This window comes from Bradyrhizobium sp. BRP20, from assembly GCF_020194215.1.
Lineage (GTDB): Bacteria > Pseudomonadota > Alphaproteobacteria > Rhizobiales > Xanthobacteraceae > Bradyrhizobium > Bradyrhizobium yuanmingense.
In genome coordinates, this window is sequence record NZ_JADYVY010000002.1 from 492,975 (window position 1) to 516,293 (window position 23,319).

The following is a 23,319-nucleotide window of genomic DNA, read 5'->3' on the forward strand; positions in this document are numbered from 1 at the left end:
ACCTCCAAAACAACCCCATGCACAGTAGCCAAGTCCCTGAAATCATTGACTGCGGGTTTTACGAAGTGAAGTTTTGACCCGTCGGGCAAAACAGGGGCATAATGGCATCACGGCGGGCGGAGGTCCCCGGGGTGGCGGTGCGCGCAGAAGCCGGTGGCTTCGCTGTGGCGTCGGTGCTAGGTAGCCCGCAATTCATTTTCGATTTGCAGGTTCAAGACGTTGCTGGACGGGCTCTACAAGGTTGAATACGGCGTCAACGATGGGTTCGGCTGCAGCATCATGTGCCTGCACGACGGAAGGATGCTGGGCGGCAATTCTGGCTTCGCGCATCTCGGTACCTATGTCGAGCGCGACGGCGAGATCATCGCCCAGGTCATCACCGAGCGGCACAACCTCGACCCCAGCTACAAGCCGCTGATGGGCGCCGACGTCGCCTCGATCGGAGCGCGTGGCCGGCTCTACGGCAACCAGATCCGTCTCGAGGGCGGCGCGGACACCATGCCCGGCGCCAGGTTCTGGGCCAATCTCACGCGCCTCGACGACGAAGGCTTGCCGCCGAGCGGAACGGTCGGACCGGGCGGCATCGCCAACGGGCTCTATGGGATGGGCTTGCGCGCTCTCGACGGCGTCGATGCTGGACTGTCCGGCGTGATGCTGCTGATCGACGGGCGCATCCTCGGAGGCGATGCGTTCTTCTACTATCTCGGCGCCTATTCCTCGGCGGACGGCCGCTGGAAGGGCGAGATGCTGAACCAGGAGCACACGCCGGCGAAAGGCGAGAACCCGGTGTTCGGCGGCCTCGAGGTCGGCATCGGCTTCTCCGGGACCTGCACGGAAGACAGCGGCGAGCTCGAAGGCATCGCGCTCGCGGGAAAGCGGAGCCTGCGGCTGACGGCGTCGCTCAAGCTGATGCGAAGAGCGTAGGGCGCCGATCGTTCTGTCGCGTCTGCTCCGGAGGCGACAATCAAGTCGCGCATCTGGATGTCCGCATTGGGCCATAGGCGCCATTAACCAACCACACCTAGCAATTAGCAAGGAAGCGCCGAACCAGTTCGGCGACCTTATCGGTCGCCTCGTCCAACGCGAAATGACCTGCTTCAAGCAGGTGGACCTCCGCGTCAGGCACATCGTCGACGTACGCAGTTGCCCCCGCCACGGTGAACGAAGGATCGTACTTTCCCCAGACCACTAGCATCGGTGGCTGAACTTCGCGAAGCCATTTCTGCCAGCGCGGATAGGATGCGACGTTGCTGCGATAGTCCAGGAACAATTTCGCCTGAATATCCGCCTGACCCGGACGGGAGAGAAACGCGTGCTCGTCGGTCCAGCTATCCGGATCATACCGCTCGGGATGCGGGCTGGTCCCGACATGCCGCAGCCGGGTTGCCTCCAGCGAGGTGAAATTGGCCTTGAGGTTATCGAGTTCGCCGGCCGGATCGGCCCAGTACCTGCGGCGGGCGTCCCACAGCGAACTCAAACCCTGCTCATGCGACACCGCGTTCTGGACAACGATGCTGCGCACCCGTTCGGGATGAGCGAGCGCTAGGCGGAAGCCGACGGGCCCGCCATAGTCCTGAACGAACAGGACATACTTGGCGAGGCCGAGCTTCGTCACAAACGTGTCCATGATCTGCGCGAGCCGGTCGAACGTATAGGTGAAATCGGATGTCGGCGGCGCGCTGCTGTGACCGAAGCCGGGATAATCAGGCGCAATCAGGTGATATCGATCGGCAAGGAGCGGCAGCAACGGCTCCCACATCCGCGATGAGGATGGAAAGCCGTGCAGCAGCAGCACGGTCGGCGCATCGACCGACCCTGCCTCCCTGTAGAAGATCTCGAGGCCTTCGATCTCGATGCTGCGATAGGCGATCGACTGTCGTGTCGAACGCAGATCGCGATTTGTTGCCCGCACGCTCATACCGATCTCCTAACCATAGAGAAACGGCGGGCTGAATTGGATCAGCATGAGCAACGCGATGAGGGCGAGTGCCGCCAGAACACTTGTCTTGCGCATGGTCACATTCTCCTCGTTCGCTCGACGGGATCAGGCTTCGCCATCGACATCGATGATCGCCCCTGCGAATGCGCGCGGCGCCTCCTGGGGCAGATTGTGCCCAATGCCGCCCGAGATGGTCCGATGCTCGTACTTGCCAGAGAATTTTTTGGCGTAGGCGGCCGGCTCCGGGTGCGGCGCGCCGTTGGCGTCGCCTTCCATGGTGATTGTAGGCACGGCGATGGCAGGACCCTGCGCGAGCTTCGCTTCGATGTCCTCGTATCTAGCCTCGCCATCGGCAAGCGCCTGCCGCCAGCGGTAATTGTGAATGACAATCGCGACATGATCCGGATTGTCGAAGGCGCTCGCGCTGCGCTCGAAAGTGGCATCGTCGAAATTCCACTTCGGCGACGCCAGCTGCCAGATCAGCCTGGAGAATTCCCGGCGATACTTGTCATAGCCGAGCTGGCCGCGCTCGGTGGCGAAATAGAACTGGTACCACCATTGCAGTTCCGCTTTCGGCGGCAGCGGCATCTTGCCGGCCTGCTGGCTGCCGATCAGATACCCGCTCACAGATACCATCGCCTTGCAGCGTTCCGGCCACAGCGCCGCCATGATGTTGGCGGTCCGCGCGCCCCAGTCGAAGCCGGCGACAACAGCCTTCTCAATCCTAAGCGCATCGAGTAAAGCGATCATGTCTAGCGCAATCGCCGAAGGCTGACCGTTGCGAAAGGATGTCGGGGAGAGAAACCGCGTCGATCCGTAGCCGCGAAGATACGGGATGATCACGCGATAGCCGGAGCCGGCGAGCAGCGGCGCGACATCGACGAAGCTGTAGATGTCATAGGGCCAGCCGTGCAGCAGCAGGACCGCGGGTCCATTTGTCGGGCCGGTCTCCACATAGCCGACATTGAGCAGGCCAGCATCGATCTGCTTGAGGGCAGAGAAAGCCGTATTCGTGCCCGGCTTGATCGCTGGTAGGCTGCCCGATTTCGTCCGGTTGAGATCCGCATCGGCTGCGGCGGTCAGCTTGGTAAGGCCAGCCTGCGAGGTGCCGGCCAGAGCAAATTGAGCCGTGGCGAGCGTCATCGCGGCGGTGCCGAAGAAGTTGCGGCGCTGAACGTCGATCTTGTCTGACATGGTAATTTTCCTGTCGTTGGCCCGTCCAGCTTTCGGTCGAGCTTGGTTGCGAGCTCACTGTGCAACGACACGGCGATTTCCGCCCGTTAACTGATGTTATTTGGCGCGAAACGGCGCCATTCCGGCGGTTCGCATGCCGGTCCAGCCTTCCGCGGGCGGCCATTAACATCGCTTTACATCTATGAACTCGCGCCGCGCGCGTAGGCGGCGGCACCATGGCCTAGTTGAAACGGGAGAATTAGACATGATTCCGCTCCTGGCCGAAGCGATCGAAGCTCATGGTGGCGAAAGCCGCTGGCGGGCGCACGGCCGTCTCAGCGCATCGTTCGTCATCACGGGCGAACTCTGGGACCTGAAATGCGTGCACCAGAGTGGCCTTCCAAGGACGGTGCATGTCGATCTGCACCGGCAATGGGCGTCTGTCGACGATATCGGCAAACCTGGACAACGGAGTGACTTCACCCCCGACCGCGTCGCGATCCTGTCCGGCGGCAGCAGGACAATCGCCGAGCGCAGGAACCCGCGCGCATCGTTCGATGGCCACGACATGCGTACCGCCTGGGATCTACTGCACCGGGCCTATTTCGGCGGCTACGCGCTCTGGACTTGCCTGACCGTGCCATTCCTGCTCACGATGCGCGGCTTCACGCTGCGCGAGATCGAACCATGGCGCGAAGGCGCGGAAATCTGGCGCGGATTGCGGGCCGTGTTTCCGGAGAGGCTAGCCAGCCACAGCCTCGAGCAGGACTTCTATTTCGGACCCGACATGCTGATCAGGCGCCACGACTATCACGTGCAGATCGCCGGCAATTTTCCTGCCGCCCAATACTTCTCCGAGCCGGTCGTGATCGACGGCATCACGATTCCGACCAGGCAGCGCGCCTATCTGCGCGACCGTGATTTGAAGCCGATCCCGGAAGATCTGATGGTCGGCATAGATCTATCTGTGGTTCGTTTCAGCCCGGCCGAGTCGAATGCCGGATCGTGACCCTATATTGGGCGCATCTCCCATGACCTAACTGTGTATTGATTTGAAGCTCCGCCCGCGACATGCTTCCTCATTGGCCTCGACCGCAGTACTGCTAATTTTCCCGGAATAGTTGTGAAATGCGCGAAATAAACGGCAACGAAGCAACGCGCGCGCCGCGGATTGCATCGCGACGATTGTCGAAGTAGCGGGCGATGCCTTCCAGCCTCCCAGCAAAGCACAGAGGCGCACAGCCATCTCGCGCGAGCGAGCCTGATTCCCTGGGCGTAAGATTCGGCCGGTTTTGTCTTTACGAAAAATCCCGATTGCTCGAAAAAGATCAGGGTCCCGTCAAAATCGGTAGCCGCGCGCTCGACATTCTGTGCCTGCTGGTTGGTCGTGCGGGAGACATTATTCACAAGGACGAGTTGCTGGCGCACGCCTGGCCGAACCTGACGGTGGACGAGGCCAGTCTCCGCGTCCACATCGCAGAGATCCGAAGGGTGCTCGGCGACGGCAAGGACGGTGCGCGCTTCATCACCAACGTACCCAATCGGGGATACTGCTTCGTTGCGACCATCGAACAGCGCCAGCCGGCGCAGGATGCCCCGAAGCCGGCGGCAATGGTCTCGGGCGAACCGTCGTTTCCGCTGCTGCTGACCCGCACGATCGGACGGGAAGATGTGGTTCAGCGCCTCTCGGAGCGATTACTCGCCGAGCAGTTCATTACGCTGCGGGGACCTGGCGGCATCGGGAAGACGACGGTTGCGCTTGCGGTTGCCCACGCATTGTCGGGCCGCGCGCAGGAAGTGCGCTTCGTCGATCTTGGGCCCCTGAAGGAAGGCGAGCTTGTTCCAAGCACCGTCGCTTCGGCGCTCAATCTGGTCGTGCAAACCGCGGACCCGACCTCAAGTATCGTGCAATTCCTGGGCGGCCGGCGCGTCGTGCTCATTCTCGACAGCTGCGAGCACGTCATCGAACATGCCGCACGGCTCGCCGAAGCCATCTATCTGCAGGCGCCTGGCACCAGCATTCTTGCCACCAGCCGAGAATCCTTGCTGGTTCAGGGAGAGCAGATCGTCGAGTTGCCGCCGCTCGCAACCCCCCCCGCGGACCAGGCGCTCACATCGGAGGAGATGCTGGCCTATCCGGCGGTCCGGCTCTTTACGGAACGAGCGATGGCGGCCGGATACAGCGTGGAGATGAGTCCCGACAATATGCGGCTCCTCGCCGGCATCTGCGAGAAACTCGACGGCATCGCGCTCGCCATCGAGCTCGCGGCCGTTCGCCTCGGCGCGCACGGCCTGCGCGAGATCGATGCGCTGCTGGACGGTCGGCTGAAACTGGAATGGCGGGGGCGTCGTACGGCACCGCCGCGCCACCAGACGCTGAGCGCAATGCTGGACTGGAGCTACAATCTCATCACCGACGCCGAACGGCTGGCGCTTCGGCGGCTTGCCGTGTTCGCCGGGGCGTTCACCCTGGAAGCTGCAATAGCGGTTGCCGGAGCTGAGCCCGACGACGAGCAGGTCATCGACATGATCGGGCAACTCGTCGCCAAGTCCCTGCTGTCAGCCAGGCCAATCAAATCGTCGATGCGGTATCGGTTGCTTGACACCACCCGGACCTACGCGCTGAAAAGGCTCAGCGAAAGCGGCGAGGCCAATACCATCGCGCGACGGCACGCGGAATACGTGATGAGCGCGCTGGTCCGTAGCGGGTCGAACGGAAATGCCCTAGGCCTGCCGGCGCGCTCCGAACTGCTCGGCGACGTGCGTGCCGCGCTGTCATGGGCCTATTCGGATGAAGGTGCGGCAGAATTGCGCGTTCCCTTGAGCGGCGCTAGTGCTCCGCTGCTCGTCGAACTGAACCTGCTCAACGAGTGCAGCCGGGTGGCGCAACGCGCCCTCGGAGCGCTCGACGACACCAACCGCGGCGGAATCTGGGAAATCGAACTGCAATCGGCGCTCGGTCACGCAGCCATGTTCACAGAGCGCAACAGCGAGCAGGCCGAGGCCGCGCTGCTACGAGGGCTCTCCGTCGCAAGGAAATTGTCGGATCGACCCAACCAATTCCGGCTGCTGTCGCGCCTCAACATGTTCTACCGGCGAACCGGCGAATGCGACCGCCTGGTACCGTCCGCGGAGGCGGCCGAGGAAGTGGCACGCGAGATCGGCGATCCCGCAGGACTTGCCGGAGCAAGCGTCCTGCTCGGCGTTTCCCATCATTTGGCCGGCAATCAGATCCTTGCGCAGCATCACCTCGAAAAGGCCATGCAAAACGACATCGCGCTGCGCGTTGCCGGTCCCAGCCACTTCGCCTTTGCGCGCACGCCACGCATTCCGCTGGCGCGAACATTGTGGTTGCGGGGATTTCCTGATCAAGCGGTGGAACTCGCCCGTGCGGTCACCAATGATGCCGCGCCAAAAGACGTTGTGATGTACAGCATCGCGCTGTGCTGGGCTGCATCAGTATTTGGCTGGGTCGGCGATTGGGCGAGCGTGGAAAAATTGACCGCGCGCCTGAGCGAACACGCCTTGATGCACGGCTTCGTTCCGTATCAGGCCGTGGCCGACGGATTCCGTGGTCAGGTGATGGTAGCCCGCGGCGACGTGAAGGACGGCGTCGATCTTCTCCACGACGTGCTGCCCCGCCTGCACGCCGACCGCTACGAACTCTACGCATCCGGGTTCAGCGCCGACCTAGCGCAAGGGCTAGGCCGGCTAGGGCGGGTTGAGGAAGCGCTTGAAGCGCTCGACAACTCGATGTCCCGTACATCCGCCGGCGGTGAGATTTTTGATATGCCGGAGTTGCTCCGGCTTCGCGGCAAGCTGAAGGCCCAGGGCGGCGACGAAGACGGCGCGAGGCAGAGCCTCAAATCATCCATTGAACTCGCCGAGACGCAAGGCGCGTTGTCCTGGCGGCTGCGCTCCGAGATTACGCTGGTCGTGCTTTCCGGCAAACAGGGCAAGAAATCCGCGCTGACGGCTTTAGCCCAGACGTTGGCTCGCTTCAGTGAGGGGCTTGAGACAGCCGATTTGCAGTCGGCTCGCGGCCTGCTCCAGTCCTGATCATTCTCGGTGGGCGACGCTTCGCGTTATCGCGAGGCAAGCAAGCGGCCCAGCGGAGCATAACGCGCTTTTACATCACCTAACGAGCAATCTCCCAGGTTCTGCGCAAGTGTGGCGGCGTCACGAACCGCCTGGCCGGCCATATCGACGGCCCGCAAACCAAGGAGATTAAAATGATCGCGCAGTCCACTTCCGAAACGATCGACCAGGATCGCCGCCAACTGCTGGGTACCGCCGCCATGGGCATCGTCGCCGCGGGAGCCGTCAGCCTTCTGCCGTTGCAGCCCGCCTCGGGCAAGACCGCTGGCGAAATCCGCCCCTTCCACGTCCATGTTCCCGAGGCCACTTTGATCGACCTTCGTCACCGCCTCGGCGCGACGCGGTGGCCGGAGAAGGAGACCGTGACTGACGACAGTCAGGGCGTGCAGCTCGCGACCGTCAAGAAGCTGGTCCGGTACTGGCAGACGGACTACGACTGGCGCAAGGTGGAAGCACGGCTCAATGCACTCCCGCAATTCATCACCGAGATTGACGGGATTGACATCCACTTCATTCACGTTCGGTCCCGGCACGACAATGCGCTGCCGCTGATCGTAACGCATGGCTGGCCCGGCTCGATCATCGAACAGCTGAAGATCGTTGATCGCCTGGTTAATCCCCTTGCCCATGGGGCGGCAGCGTCGGATGCTTTTGACGTGGTGATCCCGTCGATCCCCGGCTACGGGTTTTCCGGCAAGCCCGAGACCACCGGCTGGGATCCGCAGCGCATCGCGCGCGCCTGGATCGTGTTGATGAAGCGGCTCGGCTACATGCGGTTCGTCGCGCAAGGCGGCGACTGGGGCAACGCCATCACCGAACAGATGGCGCTTCTCGGCGCACCCGAACTTGTTGGCATCCACACCAACATGCCTGCAACTGTTCCTGACGACGTTGCGGCTTCGCTCCAGGCCGGTGGGAAGCAGCCGTCAAGTCTCTCCGGCGAAGAGCAGAACGCGTGGAACCAGCTCGACTTCTTCTACAAACACGGCCTCGGCTACGCTATCGAAATGGCCAACCGGCCGCAGACGCTGTACGGCATCACGGATTCGCCGGTCGGCCTCGCAGCATGGATCCTCGACCACGATACACGCAGCCATCAGCTTATTGCCCGAGTCTTCGGCGGCGAGACCGCCGGGCTCACGCGGGACGACATCCTCGACAACATAACGCTGTACTGGGTGACGAACACGGCAATGTCATCGGCGCGACTTTATTGGGAGAACAAGCTTCAGTTCTTCCAGCCCAAGAATGTCACTATTCCGGTCGCAGTGAGCGTGTTCCCGGACGAGATCTACGCCGCCCCACGGAGTTGGACGGAACGTGCCTATCCCAAGCTGATCCATTTCAACCGGCTTGATCGCGGCGGACACTTCGCCGCCTGGGAGCAGCCCGAGCTGTTCAGCGCGGAGATGCGCGCCTCGTTCCGCTCTTTGCGTCAATCGTCCTGAAAAATGGAGGCGCGCGAGGATACTGCGCGCCCCCATCAGCACCTGACGCCCCTTGCCACTCAAACCAAACACGGCGTGTTCACCTGATGGCGCCGACAATGGGAGTTTCCAATGAGAATCCTGATGGTCATGACTTCGCACGATCAACTCGGTAACACCGGCCGCAAGACCGGTTTCTGGCTCGAGGAATTTGCGGCGCCCTACTTCACCTTCCTTGATGCCGGCGCGGACATCACCGTAGCTTCGCCCCGGGGCGGTCAGCCGCCGCTCGATCCCGTCAGCGATACGCCGGAAGGTCAGACCGACCTGACCAGGCGATTCAAGCAGGATCCCGCAGCGCAGGCGGTTCTTGCCAATACGCGCAAGCTGTCGCAGATGAAGCCCGCAGACTTTGATGCGGTATTCTATCCGGGTGGTCACGGCCCTATGTGGGACCTCGCCGAGGATCCGGATTCCGTCGCGCTGATCGAAGCCTTCTACAACGCCGGCAAGCCGGTGGCGGCCGTCTGCCATGCGCCGGGCGTGCTCCGGCACGTCACATACAACGGCGAGCCGATCGTGAAGGGCAAGCGCGTGGCCGGATTCACCAACAGTGAGGAAGAAGCGGTTGGGTTGACGAAGGTCGTGCCGTTCCTTGTCGAAGACGAATTGAGGCGGCTGGGCGGGCTATTTGAAAAGGCGCCGGACTGGCAGAGCTTTGTCATCACCGACGGAAGGCTCGTCACCGGCCAGAATCCAGCCTCGTCAAAGGCCGGCGCCGAGGCGCTGCTCAAGCTCCTGAAGCCTGCAGCCACCCGCGGCATCAGGCTGCAACGCCGCACGCCATCTTATTGGCGCGTCACCTTCGACCTTCCGCCGCTGAATATCTTTGGGCCCGAGAACATTCCGCAGCTCAACGAAATCATCACGGCGATCGAGACCGACCCGCAGGTCAAGGTGGTCGTGTTCGACAGCGCAGTCGAGGGCTTCTTCCTGACGCACTACAATTTCTTCGCCCCGCTGGAGGAGTCGACGAAGATTCCGCCGGGGGCCACCGGACTGCAGGCGCTACCTGACCTGCTGGTCCGTCTGAGTCGCGCGCCGGTCGCGTCAATCGCCATGGTCCGTGGCCGCGCCACCGGCGTTGGCAGCGAACTGGCGCTGGCAAGCGACATGCGCTTTGCGAGCCGCGAAAATGCGATCCTGTCGCAATGGGAAGTCGGCGCTGGCCTCGTGCCGGGCGGCGGCCCAATGGCGCGGCTCCCGCGCTTGATCGGCCGGGGTCGTGCCCTTGAGGTGCTGCTAGGCGCCGATGACATCAGCGGGGATCTTGCGGAACGCTACGGTTACGTCAATCGATCGCTGACGGACGCAGAACTCGACGGCTTCGTTGACGCCCTGGCCAGACGAATCGCCTCCTTCGACAAGCAAGCGATCGCCGAGACAAAGCGGCTGGTCAACGTCGCGAGCCTGCCGTCGGATGCGGACATCGCGCCCGAATGGGACGCTTTCCTCGCGTCGGTCCAGCGTCCGGCCAGCCAGAGCCGAATCAAGATCCTGCTCGATCGTGGCTTCCATCGGCCGGGCGATGTTGAGAACCGGCTCGGATATCACGTCGGCCGGCTGAACAACTAACCATCCGGAGAATCCGCGACAAGGGGCTGCCCCGAGGCGGCCCCCTCTCAGGTCTTCGCTAGCAGAGGAGAGGTTATGATCCTCGAGCATCAATTGGATGAGGATACATTCCGAGCGATTCTGCCGGAAGAAATTACGTGGGAGCCGTTCCCGGCGTTTCCAGCGGGCGCACGTCTAGCTGTTATGGTTGGTCACCCCGCTGAACCGGGGCCGTACCTAATTTGGGTTAAAGTACCGCGCGGAACGAAGCTTATGCCGCACAAGCATCCGGAGGACCGGATCTACACGGTCATATCCGGGGTCTTCTATATCGGCCTTGGAGAAGCCTTCGATGACGACAAGCTCAAGGCCTATCCACCTGGGAGCGTCATTGTCCTCCCGGGCGAGACCTGGCATTTCCACTGGGCGAAATCAGGTGAGTACGTCACGCAGGTCTCGGCGCTCGGTCCGCTCGGCCTCGAGTATCACGACTCGCGAGATGATCCGCGCGGCAGTGCGGGGGCCGCAATCGGAAGCGAGAGGAGCAATGGTCGTCTCTGCGACCACAGCAACTCCGCTTCGGGTGAATTCGCCTATCACATCGATAAGCAGTTCCGTCATACTGCAGTCATCGATCCGCGACGACTGTTCGTCAGCAGGGAACGGATTGAATGAGCGGGTTGTCGCATGACCGCAACGGGTCACAAGCTGCGGTCCGACCGCTCTGCTCGTCCGGTCCGGTTTCTCTCCGAGAGCAGGCTTCGCGGCGGTCATGGGCAGTTCGGCTGAGGGCCAATTGACCTGACATTCGATGCAAAAGCGCGTCGGTCCGCTCACGGCGGCGGAAAGGCTCCTGCTATTGGCCCGACGACGTCGCGGCCAGCTGCCGGTCGATGGGATCGAACGAAAATGAAACGAGATGCTACGGGTATATCCGCTTCGGAGCGACCATCCTGGCCGATGAGTATCAATCCGGCGCCGCCATTTGCCACATTCAGAATGATCGGCTCGCCGCTCCATGTCTTGATCGGGTCCATTCCGATGATGAGAAATTCGCCGATAGGCTGGTCGAAATATTGAAGACGCAATTGCGGGCCGACTTCGGCCGCAGCGAGTTCGAGGCCGAACTGCTGGGCGCGTGCGTAAACGTTAGCCAAAGTCACGGTATCGGACGTGAATCCAAGCTGCGCAGGCGATAGATCGAGAAGCTCCACATATGTCTTCCGAGAGCTAACGGTGAACGTCGACCTAGCAAGGATTTCAGCGGCTTGACCACCGACATTGCAGCCCTTGCTGTCGAGTTCGTTGCGCAAGGCAAGAGAGTCGGCGAAGGTACCTATTGTGATCGTTTTCCATGTCGCAACGTCGCGCGCGGACTTAATAGGCTGTTGCGACGCCGGAGCCGAGCGCGTCTTGAGCTTCAGCTTGTTTTGCAACACGTCGCGCGCCGCGCATTGAGCGGACGCGGCGCTCGCAAAGGAAATGACGCAGGCCGCCGAGAGTATGGAAGCCAAAAGGTAGAGGAAAGGTCGGCTTGCTTGGTTATGACCTGCCGCGCGCCGGGCTCGGCTTGTGAAAATACACATGGCAAATGACTTTTCTGAAAACGTTTGGACCGAAAAAGCCCAATTCCGGCAGCGGACGCTGCGCCGACGCGATGCCCTTCTCTTATCCGGCTTCTTCCAACCGTACTCCGTTTAACTAAGACAGCATGTGAACCAGCTCACAGCCTCCTTCGACGCGTGCTTACGCGCTTACATCACCGGCGCCGAACTTGTGATCAACGGCGGCTACCTGCCGCAATAGCCCGCTGCCACGGCGGTACGCGCGCTCAGCATTGTACGGCATACAGCGCGCGTCCGCCGTGATGCAGCTCGATTGAAGAAAGAGTAGGGAGCACGCTTGGCAACGTCTAAACTATCACAAGAGCCATCGCCCTGACATCATGCTCTGGCGTTCTCGTCTCCTACCGCCCGCCTCAATCACGCTTTAGTCACCTCACCACCTGAGGAGCAGAAATTGAACCATCCCGCGCCGCCTCGCTCCTCTGGTTGCCTGCTGGCCCTGATCATCCTCGCATCGGTGGCGGCCCCGGTGCCGGCGCACGCACATGTCAAATGGTTTGCGCCCTATATTGTCGGAGCGCCACCACAGTCGATCGGGGCCACGTTGACCAATGTATGGTTCTGGACCGGCATTGCGCTCGTGCTGGCATTCTTCCTCGCGTCACGAGCCATCGAGAAGTCGAGCGCCGGCGAGACGATCCTGCTGGCTATGGATCGCATCACCGACCCTCTCTGGATGCGCCTCGACGACTTCGTGCGCGTCGTCATCGCCGCCTTCTTCGTGGCGATCTTCGCCGTCGGCGGCGTCTACCTGACGCCAGATCTCAAAACGCCGGCCGAATGGGTGTCCTGGACCCAGCTCCTGATCGCCGGGTTGATCTTCTCTCGCAAGACGCAGCCACTTGCGGCTCTCGGGATCATCGCCTTGTGGCTACTCGCGCTGCGCGACTATGATGTCTTCCATTTGCTGGACTACCTGGCGCTTGGAGTCGGTGTCGCCGCCTATCTGGTGTTGGAGGCTTCATCCAATCCGGAATGGCGCAACCATCGCTTCGAGGCGCTGCGCTGGGGCGTCGCCATCGCACTGATGTGGTCGAGCCTCGAAAAGTTTGCCTATCCGGACTGGTTCTACCCGCTCGTGCAGGAAAAGCCCTTCTTGACCTTCGGCATGCCGCGCGACGTATTTATTCCGATGGCAGGCGTCGCCGAATTCACGATGGGATTCGGCTTGATCTGGACGCCGCTTGTCCGCCGGCTGTCGGCCATCGCTCTTTTCATCATCTTCAACGCAGCCGTCTATCCGTTCGGGCGAACCGACCTGATCGGACACGCGCTCATCATGGCGGTCGTCGTTGCCATTGCTGCCGATCATAGTCGTGAGGTGCATTTCCTGCCCGCACTCAAGCGAAGGCTTGCCGGCGTCCCGGCCGGACTTGCGGCGGCGCTAGTCATTTTCACAACGGGTTACTGGGGACTGCACATTGCGATTTATGGCCTCGAAGGAGACATCGGAACGCTGGCTGGAGAGCGGCTGACCCATACGCCGAACCCCGAACATCCGCATGGCATGCACGGCGCTGCGGCGATAGGGTTGACGGCTCCGGATGCCTACCGCGCCGCCATGGACCGCATGCACGGTCCGATGATGCGAGGCATCACCAATGCTGATCCCGATACAGCCTTTGTGCTCGGCATGATCCCTCACCATCAAGGCGCAGTCGACATGGCCGAGATCGTCCTCAAGTTCGGCAAGGATTCTCGAAACCAGCACTTTGCTCGCGAGATCATCGACACCCAAAGGCGGGAGATCGGCGAGATGCGGACATGGCTCAGTCAGAAGAACATTCCGCAACCGTGAGGAAGGGCGATGAGCGCGACAGGCTCCGTCGTCCTGATTGGTCCCGCTTGAGCGCAACAGATGCTCGGCAGGAACAAACATCACGTCAGTAAGCAGCCAGCTCTTCTATCGATCCAAGCTCTTACGAAAGCACTGAGCAGTCCACAAACGGTGCGGCCAACCCAGCAGTTCGCTCTCCATCACGACAGGCCGGGGGTTACCCCAAGCCGACCGAGGCCAGGTAGCTTGAGCGCCGGGCGTCGGATGTCGATGCCGAGAACGGCGCCGAAGAAATTGATCTCCAGACCTTCGACCCAGCCGAGCGAGAAGCCGATGTATCCGGCAAGCGAGGCGTAGATGCCCGTGCCGGACGCCGTTACGCCGAACCATTTGCCGGTGTACGGGAAGTCCTTGCCGATCGCGGTCGGCGGCAGGACGGCCCGGAGCTCAGGGACGGAATCGAGTGCGGCCTGCACGAAGGTGTTCGAATTGGGCCCAGGCCAGACGCTGTAATCTCCATAGGATCGAAACCTGTAGTTTTCGACCACATGCCTGATCTTCGGGATCAGCGCCTCCGCACGCTCGCCATCGACGGCCACGACGATTTCAGGCACAGCGCCGAACCATCGCCCGTCCGGAGCGAAGCCGTTGGTGCGGATCGGCTCGCCCCAGGCCGTGTAGTCGTACCTTGTGTAGGTCGGCGCATCTTTCTCTTTGACGACGATCCAGGTGTGAATCGCGAAGATGCCGCGCCATCTCACCGTTCTTGCTCCGAACACCCGGATGACGGCCTCACGGTGGTCGGTCGCGGAGGTCAATAGACCCGCGCTGGAGCGGTCGGCCGTTTGCCAGTTCTGGCGGCCATCATCCAGCCAAAAATATCTCGCCGCCGATGCGGCAAGCGGTGCGAAGACGAGGAACAGAAAGATGAGCAACGGCTTTTTCAAGGGAGTGGTACGGCGGGGATCTTCGGCAAACATATAGTTCGCATCGATGTCGACGCCATAGCCGCCGCCCCCGGTCGCCGAACGAGCCTGTCACCTCGGTCGGACGGGCACGAGATCGATCGAGTTGTTCCGCAACGGATGGAGCACACGCATGGACATGAAGGAAGCCGCGGCAATGACCGAAGCCTCCGGGCTGACGGACGATCAGGGCGGCATGGAGCGGACTTCAGGCCCGCGGCCGGGTTCCGGAGAGCAAGGAGGAGCTTTTGCTCCGCAGGCCCGCACGCCGTCGCCAGAGCCGGCGAAGCGATGGGCCGACCAGTTGCGCGAGGTGACGGTGAGGGCGCCGTTACGGTCCTTGCTCGTCGCTTTCCTGGCCGGAGCATGGATCGCTCGCCGCCGCTAGGAACTGTGACAAGAAGCAAGCGGTTTCAGACGCTGGCATAGGAAAGGGTGGACGATGAGACTTCTGGTTTTGGCCGCGACTGTCCTTCTGGGCACCATCTCGTTTTCCATGGCGCAAAGCTCAGGAGGCGGTTCGGGAGGTGCTTCCTCCGCTGGAGGGGCGGGCGCAACCGGTTCGGGCGGCGCTGGTGGCTCGACGCTCTCGAACGGGACGACGCTGAGCGGAACCGGCGGTTCGCCGGGGCCCAACACGCTCAATGCAAAAGGGCAGGGAACGACGGGCCAGAGACTCGGCGTGACCCCGTCCGGTCAGGAGGGCGGCGGATCTCGACCGTCTTACAACACGCCAGCCGCAAACGCCGCCGTCCAGCAGCTTGGAAACACCAACACGGGCATCCTTAAGAAGTAGCGGTGATCAAGGCGGCGTGCCCACTCGCTATGGCCGCGCTTTGGTCGACGTCCCCTCGCAGTGGACCAGGAGCAGGCATCTGTGTTGATCGGCCGCAAGGGCTGCTCACCTGCATTGCAACTCGAGCCTTTTGAATCGGCCTGTGCAATTTCGGGCCTAATTGAGAAGGTGTTGGCTTCGCAGGAAGCCAATCGCGCTTGCGACGCCGTCTTCGACGCGGATCGCTTCGCCAAGGCGGTTCGCTCGCTGCTGAATCAACGGATTTCCGGTGGCCTCTGCGATCGCGGCGGCCAGCCAATCGGCTGAAAGGTTCCTCACTCCTCTTGATCTTGGTCCGACGCCCAGATCATCGATGCGCCTTCCCCAGAACGGCTGGTCGCCAAAGAAGGGACAAATGATATTCGGCTTGCCAGCTCGAAGCGCAGCCCCCGTAGTGCCGGCCCCGCCGTGATGGACGCAGGCCGACATCAGCGGGAACAACTGCGCATGCGGTGCGCCTTGGATGAAATGGACGTGACTGGCTCCGAGATCGCCTCGAAGAGCACCGCCGCCGACCGCTAGAACGCCGCGTTTCCCAGCCTTGGCCAATGCCTCCAGTACGAGTTTCGTCAGGGACGTCGGGTCGACACCTGGCATGCTGCCAAAGCCCACATAAACAGGCCGCTCATCGCCCTCTACGAAGCGCTGGAGTTGCGGGTCAGGCTGCCAAACGTCGTCGCCTCCCAGGAACCAGTACCCAGTCACCGCGACAGTATTCGGCCAGTCCGGCGGAACGGGCACGACATGCGGACTATAGGCGTAGAGCGTCGCGCGAGGCCGCAGCTTCTTCTCCGGCGTGTTTGCGAGGTGGAGCTCGGTGGCCCGCCATTCCCCGATCATCCCGCGAAAGAGGGCGTAGGCGCTGTGAGCCATCGCGCTGTGCGTGAGTCTGTTGAGGGGGCCAAGCGAGCGGAACGGCACGAGCGGGCTCGCGAACGCTGCTGTCGGTGTGAAGCCAGGCAGGGGAGAAGCCAGAACGGCAGGGCAGGATAACTTTTCTGCGATATGCGCCGCGGCGATGGCCTTCGGGTGATAGATGATCAGTTCTGGACGAAATCGTCGGGCGGCTTGCCATTCGGCGCTGAGCTGTTGGCGGCCGATCGGCCTGAACTGCTTCAGCATCCTGAAGCCAGCCATAAACCCCGCACCGCCCGCCATTGCCGCCTTGGCTTCCGGGGTTTCCAGGAGGGCGAGATATTCACTCGGAAGATGCGCGAAAGCGATGCCGCGGCTCACGACGAACGATTCGAACTGCGAGGGCGCGGCGATCAGCACTTCGTGCCCGGCCTGCTTCAGACCGAGCGCCAAGGCGAGATAGGGTTGCACGTCGCCGCGGGTGCCTAGTGTATGGATTGCGACTCGCATGCTTCTGACCATTGAGAAATGGATTGGGACGACAACCGCTGCTCAGACAAGCCGCTTCTGATGAAGCTTTGATCTCCCGGAAGGATCAAACTTGCTGGCGGCTCGATAGTTGTTTGTCCCTCCCCAGTTCACTGACCACACCCCACCCATGTGTCGCAATCGGGCGCGAGTTTCTGCTCACTGGTCAGACGCTCCGGTTTCGGGAGATCGAGAGATCGGCCGATAGTGTGACGGCCCGCCAGGCTTTATGTTTGAGCCTCATCGTTCAGCGACGCCAATGAGCGCGGTCGAGCTTATCGGCAGCACCGGACGACCATCGGCTCTGGCCCGCACCTCGGCAATCACCGCCGCCTTTTCGAGGTCGTCCAGGCTGGTCCAGTCGGGCGACATGCCAAAGAGCGTGTCAGGCTCATCGAGCGCCGCGACGTCGAGCAGAAAATCATGAGTCACCGTGTCGATCCGGGGATTGCGATAGCCGGCAGCGACGAGGGCGCGGGCGAAATCGTCCGGATCGCTCAGGGCCTGAACGGCTTCAGGCATTGCCATGCCCGGCCGATCAGGGAACAGCTTTTGCCGCACTTCGCCCAACAGGAGGAAGGTCGCCGCGCCCCGATCCTGCCAGGTCGCAACCACGCCATGCCCGCCGGGCCGCGTCACCCGTCGCATCTCGGCCAAACCCTTGCGCCAATCGGGGAACATGATGACACCGAAGATCGAAAAGACCGCATCGAAATGTGCGTCGGGCAGGTCCAGCGCCTGTCCGTCCATGACCCGCGCTTCCACATTGGGCAGACCAGCAGCTGCGATGCATCCGACCATGCCGGGCGAGAAGTCGGTCGCTAGGACTCGTGCGCCGGTGCGAGCGGCTGCGAGGGCGAGCGCGCCGGTGCCGGCTGCCACGTCGAGAACATGACTCTGAGGCGTCAGGGTTACGCGCGCCAGCGCCTCCTCCGCAAACAGGGCGGTGAAGGGGTGCGCGGTCTCTCGATAATGCCTGGCTGCGCTGTCCCAGTGGTCTGGATCCTCAAACTGTTGCACGTCGGATACCTCACGAGTCATGTAACTTTATATGTATCATGACTGCGTGCCCTTGCCAATGATGGGATGCGTGCGAAAGATCAGCCGATGCGAAACGACAGCCGCCTTTCTCGAATGCTGCATGTGCTGCTCCACATGGCGCGACATGACGGCCCCATGACCTCGGAGGCGATCGGCACGATGCTGGGGACCAATCCGGTCGTCGTTCGCCGCACATTGGCGGGGCTGCGCGATGCGGGCTATGTCCGGTCGGACAAAGGGCATGGCGGCGGCTGGGTCATCGCGTGCGACCTCGAGCGCGTGTCACTTCTCGATGTCTATCGTGCGGTTGGTGGTCCCCGGCTATTTGCGATCGGGAACGAGCATTCCAATCCAGACTGTGCGATCGAGCAACTCGTCAACGCAGCGGTGGACGATGTCCTTCGCGATGCCGAAGCATTGCTGGTCGAACGGTTGGGCGCGGTGAGCCTCGCAGACTTGAGCAAAGGTCTCGACGCGCGCTGCGCAGGCGATCCCAGGTGGCAGCTCGAACGGGTTGGCCGCTAAAGCTCTCTTCTTGTCGTAATTCCGGCTGCTCCGGCCAATGCCGAGAAGTGAAGCGTCTTCTTGCCATGGGGCATTCAGCGAGGCGCGCCGTTCGTCCGCAGGGATCGCACGAAATCGATCACGGCCAGCACCACGACGCAGACAACGATGATGATGAGCGGAATGGCCTTGATCCAGACCAGCAGGATTCCAAGAAATGCGATCATGAGCGCGAGGCCGATGAGTCCGGTGATCAGATTGGTCATCGCACTTTCCTTTTCTCCGCGCCGGGAGCCGAGTTCGATCCGGCGCTCGGGGCGTTGCGCCGACCGCTGCCACGCATGCGCCCAATGGTCTTGATCAGCCAGTGCGCCGTGCGCAAGAGGCGGGCGTCGTTGCCGCGGCGGCCGACGAGCTGGGCGCCCAGCGGAAGGCCCGTTTCTGAACGCATCAAGGGCAGGCTGATCGCGGGCACGCCGAGATAGGTCCAGAGCGAGCAGAAGACCGGATTACCCGTCGTTTCGATTGCGGGCGCCGCGCCCGGTGCCGCGGGCGTCAGGATGGCGTCGTATTCATCGAAAACGTGGTCCAGGGCCTGGTTGAGCGGCGCAATCCCGGCCAGAGCGTTGCAATAATCCGCCGCAAGATGCGCGCGGCCGCGCGCGATCGCCTGGCGTAGCCGCGTGCTCAGTCTGTCGCCGCCGCGTTCGTCATCGCGCCGCAGATTGTGCGCCATATCGACTTCCATGATGATGCGGTGCATGTCGACGGCCCCGTCGAAGCTCGGCCCAAGCTCGACCTCGCTGCACGCTTCGCCCAAAGCGTCGACGAGCTCGGCAAAGGCTTCACGCGTCTCCGGCTCGGCCTGATCCCAGACCGGAGAGCGCACGAAGGCAAATCGCGGCGGCAACGGCGGCTCGCTCGCCGCGACCGCAGAAAACGGCGGGCGTGCAACAGGCCGGGTGTCCGGATCCTCCGGGTCGAAGTCGACCATGACCTCCGCCAGCAGGGCCGCGTCCTCGACGTTGCGCCCGAACACGCCGACATGATCGAGCGTGCGCGACAATTGGAGCGCGCCGCTGCGTGGAATGAGACCATGCGTGGGCTTGAACCCGACCACGCCGCAGAAGGCGGCAGGGCGGATCACCGAGCCGTTGGTCTGCGAGCCGATGGCACCCGGCACCATCAGCGCCGCGACGGCCGCGGCGGAGCCCGAGGACGATCCGCCGGGGGTGTGATTTGGGTTGTGCGGATTTCGGGTCTTGCCCGGATTGTAGTACGCGTACTCGGTGGTCACCGTCTTGCCGAGGATCACCGCTCCAGCCGCCCGCAGACGCGCCACGGCCGCCGCATCGCGCCGCGGCGTGCGTCCGGCCCACAGCTCCGATCCGAATTCGGTCGGCATGTCGCCGGTGTCGAAGATATCCTTGATGCCCACGGGCACGCCATGCAGCGGGCCTGTGGCCTTGCCGTGCTTGCGATGATCGTCGGCCGCCTCGGCTTGCCGCATCGCGTGGTCGCGATCGAGAAACGCCCACGCCTGGATATCGCGATCGACCTCATCGATGCGCCTGAGGCAGTCGCCGACGAGCTCCACCGAGCTGAGCCGGCCCTCGCGGATGCCGGCCGCGGCGTCCGCGAGGCCGAGCGCGTTGAGACTCATGCGCAGCCTCTCGTCGGTTTGCCGGGTCCGCTCATCGCGCCCCATAGAGATAGCTCGGCAGCCACAATGCGATCCCCGGGAAGATGTAGACCAGTGCCATGGTGAGGAAGACCAGGCCGACGAACGGAAGCGCGCCGGAGAAGATGTCGGTCAGCTTCACTTCAGGCGGCGCCACGCCCTTCAGATAGAAGGCGGCCATCGCGACCGGCGGCGTGTTGAACGCGGTCTGCGTGTTCAGTGCCACCAGAATGCCGAAGAAGATCGGATCGATGCCGTACTGGGGAAGCAGCGGCAGGAAGATCGGCACGAAGATGATGATGATCTCGGTCCATTCCAGCGGCCAGCCGAGCAGAAAGATGATGATCTGGGTCAGCAGCAGGAACTGGATCGGCGAAAGGTTCATCGAAGTGAAGAACTGCTCGACCACCGATTGTCCGCCAAGGACGGCAAATACCGCCGAAAACGTCCAGGACCCGATGAAGAGGTAGCAGACCATCGCGGTCGCGCGCACGGTCAGATACACGGATTCGCGTATCATCTCGTAGTTGAGCGAACGATAGGCGGCCGCCAGCACGATGCTCATGAGGGCTCCCACCGCGGCAGCTTCCGAGGGCGTCGCCAGCCCAAACAGGATCGCGCCGAGCACCGAAACGATCAGCAACGCGAGCGGCAGGAACGACGTGGCAAGCGCCCAGATGACCTTCGAGGTCGGCACGTCGGTCTGCTCGCGCGGCAGCTTCGGCGCGAGCGCGGGATTGATGATCGCGCGCGTCATCGCATAGAGGACATACAAGCCGGCCAGCATGAACCCCGGAAAGAACGCCGCCGCGTAAAGCTTGACCGCCGAGACGCCGGCAGTCGCCGCATAGACGATCAGGAGAATGCTCGGCGGAATCAGGATGCCGAGGCAGCCACCGGCGCAGACGACGCCCGCCGACAGCTTGGCGTCATAGCCGGCTCGCAGCATCGCCGGCAATGCCAGCAGCCCCATCAGCGTGACGACGGCGCCGACGATGCCGGTGGCCGTCGCGAACATGGCGCAGGTGATCAGCGTGGCCACGGCAAGTGCGCCCGGCACGTTCTTCATCGACAGCTGCAGCGAGTAGAACAGGCGGTCGAGGATGTTCGCGCGCTCGATCAAATAACCCATGAACAGGAATAGCGGAACTGCCACCAGCACGTCGCTGGATGTGACCTCGAACGTCTTCTGCACCAGAAGCGTGAAGATGCGGTTCTGGAAGAAGTCCTGACCGGGGGTGTAGTAGGCATAGTAGCCGAACGAGACGCCCATCGCCATCAGCGTGAAGGCGATCGGGAAGCCGAGCATGATGATGAAGATGAAGAGGCCCAGCATCAGCATGCCGAGTTGAGGATCGGTCATGCGCCTGGTCCCTTCTCGCTCTGCGGCTCAGCCGCGTGCTGCTGATGTTCGCGGATGACGAGGCTCTCGGTCTCCTCCACGTCGTGCAGGCGTTGCGGCCATCGGCCGGTGCGGATGCACAGCACACAGCGGATGATCTCGGCGACCCCTTGCAGGAACAGAAGGAAGCCGGTGAGCGGGATCAGCGCCTTCAGCGGAAACACCGGAACGCCGGCCGGACTGAAGATGCTGACTTCGCGGAAGCGCACCGACATCTGGGCGTAGTTCCAGCCCGAATACATCAGCGCCGCGATCGCCGGCAGGAAGAACAGGATATACAGGACGAGGTCCATCGTCGCCTGGGTGCGCGGCGACCAGAGGCGGTAGACCACGTCGGCGCGGACATGGCCGTTTCGCGAGAGCGTGTACGCGCCGGCCATCAGGAACATCGCGCCATAGGTGATGTAGCTGATGTCGAAAGCCCAGGTGGTCGGCGCACGCAGCACGTAGCGCACGAACACCTCGTAGCTGACTCCCAGGGTGAGAACGAGGATCAGCCAGGCGAACGCCTTGCCCACCCACGTGCTGAGCTCATCGATGAAGAACAGGAATTTCGTCATGCGAGCTGAACTCGCTGCGAGCAGTCCATCCGGATGTCCCCCTCCAACTCGTGGGCGGCGCTTCAATTGCGCCGCCCTCGCGATAAGACCTGACGCGATCCCCCGCGACAGCCGTCAGACCTTGAGCACGCCCGGGAAGTGATGCTCGAAGGCGCCGCGGTAGTCCGTCGCGTTGTTCATGTTGTAGTAAACCACGCGGCGCACCCATTCCTTCTGCGAATCCATCACCTTCTTCATGAACGGATCCGAGCCGAGCTGGGCGATCAGACCGTCCCACGCCTTGATCTGCGCGTCGAACACAGACTTCGGTGTGCGCTGGACGTTGACCTTGTCCTTGTTGATCAGCTCCTGCAGGTCCTTCGAATAATAATCCATGGCCTTCCATTCGTTGGCGGAGGACACGGCTTCGGCGGCGTATTGCAGGATCGCCTGCTGTTCCTTCGGTAGCGCGTTGAATTTCGTCCGGTTGAACATGATCTCGAAATATTCCGTCGCCTGATGATGGCTGCCCATCATGTAGTTCTTGGCGACATCCTGCGCGCCGAAGCGCCGGTCCGAGGTCGGATTGTTGAACTCGAACCCGTCGATCACGCCGCGCTCCATCGCGGGTACGATCTCGCCGCCGGGCAGCTGCGCGACCGATGCGCCCATCGCCTGGAAGAGATCGGCGGCCAGACCCACCGTGCGATATTTCAAGCCCTTGAGATCGGCGTCGCTGGTGATCGGCTTCTTGAACCAGCCGAGCGGCTGGGTCGGCATCGGCATGGCGAAGAAGCTCTTGATGTTGACGTTCATGATCTTGGTCTGGAGCTCCTCGAACAGCTCCTTGCCGCCGCCGTTGTGGATCCAGCCAAGGCCTTCGTTGGCGTTGAAGCCGAACACCGGGCCGGTGCCGAACAGCGAGGCGGCCTTGTGCTTGCCGTACCAGTACACCGTCACCGTGTGTGCCGCGTCGATCTGGCCGCCATGAACGCCGTCGAAGACCTGGAACGGATGCACGACCGAGCCGCCGACCAGATAGTCAATGCGCAGCCGGCCTCCGGCCATATCGTTGACGCGCTTCACATAATCTTCGGCCATCTCGTTGAAGACATCGGCCTTGCCCCACGAGCCCTGCATCTTCAGGGTCGCTGTCTGCGCCCGGCTGACTTGCGGCATGGCGATAGTGGCAGCGCCGGCCGCGCCGGCGGTCAGCAGGAATTTGCGACGAGTTGTTCTGGTCTTTTCGGACTTTGCAGTCATGGACGTCCTCCCTGGCGGCCTGATTGTTCGAACGCGTTTCGACGCGCTTGTCG

Annotated in this window: 20 protein-coding genes and 1 pseudogene; 10 read left to right on the forward strand and 11 right to left on the reverse strand. The window is 62.4% G+C overall.

Translation table 11 applies throughout. From position 1 onward, the window contains the following. Window positions 1-219 precede the first annotated feature (219 nt). Window positions 220-924 (forward strand): hypothetical protein, encoded by a 705-nt coding sequence (locus I6F33_RS07005; RefSeq protein WP_225140293.1) that lies wholly within the window; start codon window positions 220-222, stop codon window positions 922-924. A 97-nt stretch (window positions 925-1,021) separates the two neighbouring features. Here I6F33_RS07005 and I6F33_RS07010 read toward each other — a convergent pair whose 3' ends face one another. Beyond that, entirely contained in the window at window positions 1,022-1,918 is an 897-nt protein-coding gene (locus tag I6F33_RS07010; RefSeq protein WP_036022786.1) for an alpha/beta fold hydrolase, read from the reverse strand. Between the two features lie 126 nt (window positions 1,919-2,044). Next, window positions 2,045-3,133 (reverse strand): alpha/beta fold hydrolase, encoded by a 1,089-nt coding sequence (locus I6F33_RS07015; RefSeq protein ID WP_036022787.1) that lies wholly within the window; start codon window positions 3,131-3,133, stop codon window positions 2,045-2,047. 244 nt (window positions 3,134-3,377) lie between these two features. On the opposite strand from I6F33_RS07015, the gene I6F33_RS07020 reads away from it, so the two are divergent. From I6F33_RS07020 to I6F33_RS07040, 6 genes and pseudogenes are all read left to right on the forward strand, one after another. Next, window positions 3,378-4,121 carry a hypothetical protein gene (locus I6F33_RS07020; protein WP_036022789.1) on the forward strand — a complete coding sequence of 248 codons (744 nt, stop codon included), beginning with the start codon at window positions 3,378-3,380 and terminating at the stop codon, window positions 4,119-4,121. A gap of 305 nt (window positions 4,122-4,426) precedes the next feature. After that, window positions 4,427-7,171 (forward strand): winged helix-turn-helix domain-containing protein, encoded by a 2,745-nt coding sequence (locus I6F33_RS07025; RefSeq protein WP_225141688.1) that lies wholly within the window; start codon window positions 4,427-4,429, stop codon window positions 7,169-7,171. A 173-nt stretch (window positions 7,172-7,344) separates the two neighbouring features. Then, entirely contained in the window at window positions 7,345-8,658 is a 1,314-nt protein-coding gene (locus I6F33_RS07030) for an epoxide hydrolase family protein (RefSeq protein WP_225141690.1), read from the forward strand. Between the two features lie 111 nt (window positions 8,659-8,769). After that, a pseudogene (locus I6F33_RS38165) lies at window positions 8,770-9,438 on the forward strand (type 1 glutamine amidotransferase domain-containing protein); the annotation flags it as partial. Then, the gene (locus I6F33_RS38170) at window positions 9,424-10,272 is read left to right on the forward strand and encodes an enoyl-CoA hydratase/isomerase family protein (protein ID WP_050995869.1); all 849 of its coding nucleotides are present in this window, start codon (window positions 9,424-9,426) and stop codon (window positions 10,270-10,272) included. The pseudogene I6F33_RS38165 and the gene I6F33_RS38170, both read left to right, overlap by 15 nt. 75 nt (window positions 10,273-10,347) lie before the next feature. Continuing rightward, window positions 10,348-10,926 carry a cupin domain-containing protein gene (locus tag I6F33_RS07040; protein ID WP_225140298.1) on the forward strand — a complete coding sequence of 193 codons (579 nt, stop codon included), beginning with the start codon at window positions 10,348-10,350 and terminating at the stop codon, window positions 10,924-10,926. Between the two features lie 158 nt (window positions 10,927-11,084). On the opposite strand, the gene I6F33_RS07045 is transcribed toward I6F33_RS07040, so the two are convergent. Beyond that, the gene (locus tag I6F33_RS07045) at window positions 11,085-11,837 is read right to left on the reverse strand and encodes a hypothetical protein (protein WP_050995868.1); all 753 of its coding nucleotides are present in this window, start codon (window positions 11,835-11,837) and stop codon (window positions 11,085-11,087) included. 433 nt (window positions 11,838-12,270) lie between these two features. Between I6F33_RS07045 and I6F33_RS07050 the strand changes: the two genes are divergently transcribed. After that, window positions 12,271-13,674 (forward strand): DUF305 domain-containing protein, encoded by a 1,404-nt coding sequence (locus I6F33_RS07050; RefSeq protein WP_225141693.1) that lies wholly within the window; start codon window positions 12,271-12,273, stop codon window positions 13,672-13,674. A 179-nt stretch (window positions 13,675-13,853) separates the two neighbouring features. On the opposite strand, the gene I6F33_RS07055 is transcribed toward I6F33_RS07050, so the two are convergent. Next, window positions 13,854-14,588, reverse strand: a complete 735-nt coding sequence (locus tag I6F33_RS07055) for a DUF3750 domain-containing protein (RefSeq protein ID WP_036000436.1) — start codon at window positions 14,586-14,588, stop codon at window positions 13,854-13,856. A 163-nt stretch (window positions 14,589-14,751) separates the two neighbouring features. Here I6F33_RS07055 and I6F33_RS07060 point away from each other — a divergent pair, with 163 nt between their 5' ends. Further along, entirely contained in the window at window positions 14,752-15,006 is a 255-nt protein-coding gene (locus tag I6F33_RS07060; protein ID WP_036022803.1) for a hypothetical protein, read from the forward strand. Between the two features lie 564 nt (window positions 15,007-15,570). Here the strand turns inward: I6F33_RS07060 and I6F33_RS07065 are convergent. Beyond that, on the reverse strand, window positions 15,571-16,818 hold the full coding sequence (locus I6F33_RS07065; RefSeq protein WP_036022807.1) for a glycosyltransferase: 1,248 nt from the start codon (window positions 16,816-16,818) through the stop codon (window positions 15,571-15,573). 258 nt (window positions 16,819-17,076) lie between these two features. Then, window positions 17,077-17,856 (reverse strand): class I SAM-dependent methyltransferase, encoded by a 780-nt coding sequence (locus tag I6F33_RS07070; RefSeq protein ID WP_225141695.1) that lies wholly within the window; start codon window positions 17,854-17,856, stop codon window positions 17,077-17,079. A gap of 87 nt (window positions 17,857-17,943) precedes the next feature. Here I6F33_RS07070 and I6F33_RS07075 point away from each other — a divergent pair, with 87 nt between their 5' ends. Beyond that, complete coding sequence (locus I6F33_RS07075; RefSeq protein WP_036000430.1) at window positions 17,944-18,402, forward strand: Rrf2 family transcriptional regulator; 459 nt, start codon at window positions 17,944-17,946, stop codon at window positions 18,400-18,402. A 74-nt stretch (window positions 18,403-18,476) separates the two neighbouring features. On the opposite strand, the gene I6F33_RS07080 is transcribed toward I6F33_RS07075, so the two are convergent. From I6F33_RS07080 to I6F33_RS07100, 5 genes are all read right to left on the reverse strand, one after another. Next, window positions 18,477-18,647 (reverse strand): hypothetical protein, encoded by a 171-nt coding sequence (locus tag I6F33_RS07080; protein WP_157284651.1) that lies wholly within the window; start codon window positions 18,645-18,647, stop codon window positions 18,477-18,479. Beyond that, on the reverse strand, window positions 18,644-20,044 hold the full coding sequence (locus I6F33_RS07085; protein WP_225141698.1) for an amidase: 1,401 nt from the start codon (window positions 20,042-20,044) through the stop codon (window positions 18,644-18,646). Before I6F33_RS07085 ends, I6F33_RS07080 begins: the two co-directional genes overlap by 4 nt. Before the next feature lie 31 nt (window positions 20,045-20,075). Further along, window positions 20,076-21,425: a TRAP transporter large permease subunit gene (locus tag I6F33_RS07090; protein WP_036000352.1), complete on the reverse strand. Its 1,350-nt coding sequence runs from the start codon at window positions 21,423-21,425 to the stop codon at window positions 20,076-20,078. Further along, entirely contained in the window at window positions 21,422-22,024 is a 603-nt protein-coding gene (locus I6F33_RS07095) for a TRAP transporter small permease subunit (RefSeq protein ID WP_025035930.1), read from the reverse strand. Before I6F33_RS07095 ends, I6F33_RS07090 begins: the two co-directional genes overlap by 4 nt. A 114-nt stretch (window positions 22,025-22,138) precedes the next feature. Further along, window positions 22,139-23,266: a TRAP transporter substrate-binding protein gene (locus I6F33_RS07100; protein ID WP_036000349.1), complete on the reverse strand. Its 1,128-nt coding sequence runs from the start codon at window positions 23,264-23,266 to the stop codon at window positions 22,139-22,141. Window positions 23,267-23,319 lie beyond the last annotated feature (53 nt).

What these genes read in the sequence shown, in the direction of transcription:
- I6F33_RS07100 (WP_036000349.1), bottom strand. Translation starts at nt 23,266, where the DNA reads ATGACTGCAAAGTCCGAAAAGACCAGAACAACTCGTCGCAAATTCCTG.
- I6F33_RS07065 (WP_036022807.1), bottom strand. Translation starts at nt 16,818, where the DNA reads ATGCGAGTCGCAATCCATACACTAGGCACCCGCGGCGACGTGCAACCC.
- I6F33_RS07085 (WP_225141698.1), bottom strand. Translation starts at nt 20,044, where the DNA reads ATGAGTCTCAACGCGCTCGGCCTCGCGGACGCCGCGGCCGGCATCCGC.
- I6F33_RS07060 (WP_036022803.1), top strand. Translation starts at nt 14,752, where the DNA reads ATGGACATGAAGGAAGCCGCGGCAATGACCGAAGCCTCCGGGCTGACG.
- I6F33_RS07095 (WP_025035930.1), bottom strand. Translation starts at nt 22,024, where the DNA reads ATGACGAAATTCCTGTTCTTCATCGATGAGCTCAGCACGTGGGTGGGC.
- I6F33_RS07030 (WP_225141690.1), top strand. Translation starts at nt 7,345, where the DNA reads ATGATCGCGCAGTCCACTTCCGAAACGATCGACCAGGATCGCCGCCAA.
- I6F33_RS07010 (WP_036022786.1), bottom strand. Translation starts at nt 1,918, where the DNA reads ATGAGCGTGCGGGCAACAAATCGCGATCTGCGTTCGACACGACAGTCG.
- I6F33_RS07040 (WP_225140298.1), top strand. Translation starts at nt 10,348, where the DNA reads ATGATCCTCGAGCATCAATTGGATGAGGATACATTCCGAGCGATTCTG.
- I6F33_RS07075 (WP_036000430.1), top strand. Translation starts at nt 17,944, where the DNA reads ATGCGAAACGACAGCCGCCTTTCTCGAATGCTGCATGTGCTGCTCCAC.
- I6F33_RS07020 (WP_036022789.1), top strand. Translation starts at nt 3,378, where the DNA reads ATGATTCCGCTCCTGGCCGAAGCGATCGAAGCTCATGGTGGCGAAAGC.
- I6F33_RS07015 (WP_036022787.1), bottom strand. Translation starts at nt 3,133, where the DNA reads ATGTCAGACAAGATCGACGTTCAGCGCCGCAACTTCTTCGGCACCGCC.
- I6F33_RS07090 (WP_036000352.1), bottom strand. Translation starts at nt 21,425, where the DNA reads ATGACCGATCCTCAACTCGGCATGCTGATGCTGGGCCTCTTCATCTTC.
- I6F33_RS07080 (WP_157284651.1), bottom strand. Translation starts at nt 18,647, where the DNA reads ATGACCAATCTGATCACCGGACTCATCGGCCTCGCGCTCATGATCGCA.
- I6F33_RS07045 (WP_050995868.1), bottom strand. Translation starts at nt 11,837, where the DNA reads ATGTGTATTTTCACAAGCCGAGCCCGGCGCGCGGCAGGTCATAACCAA.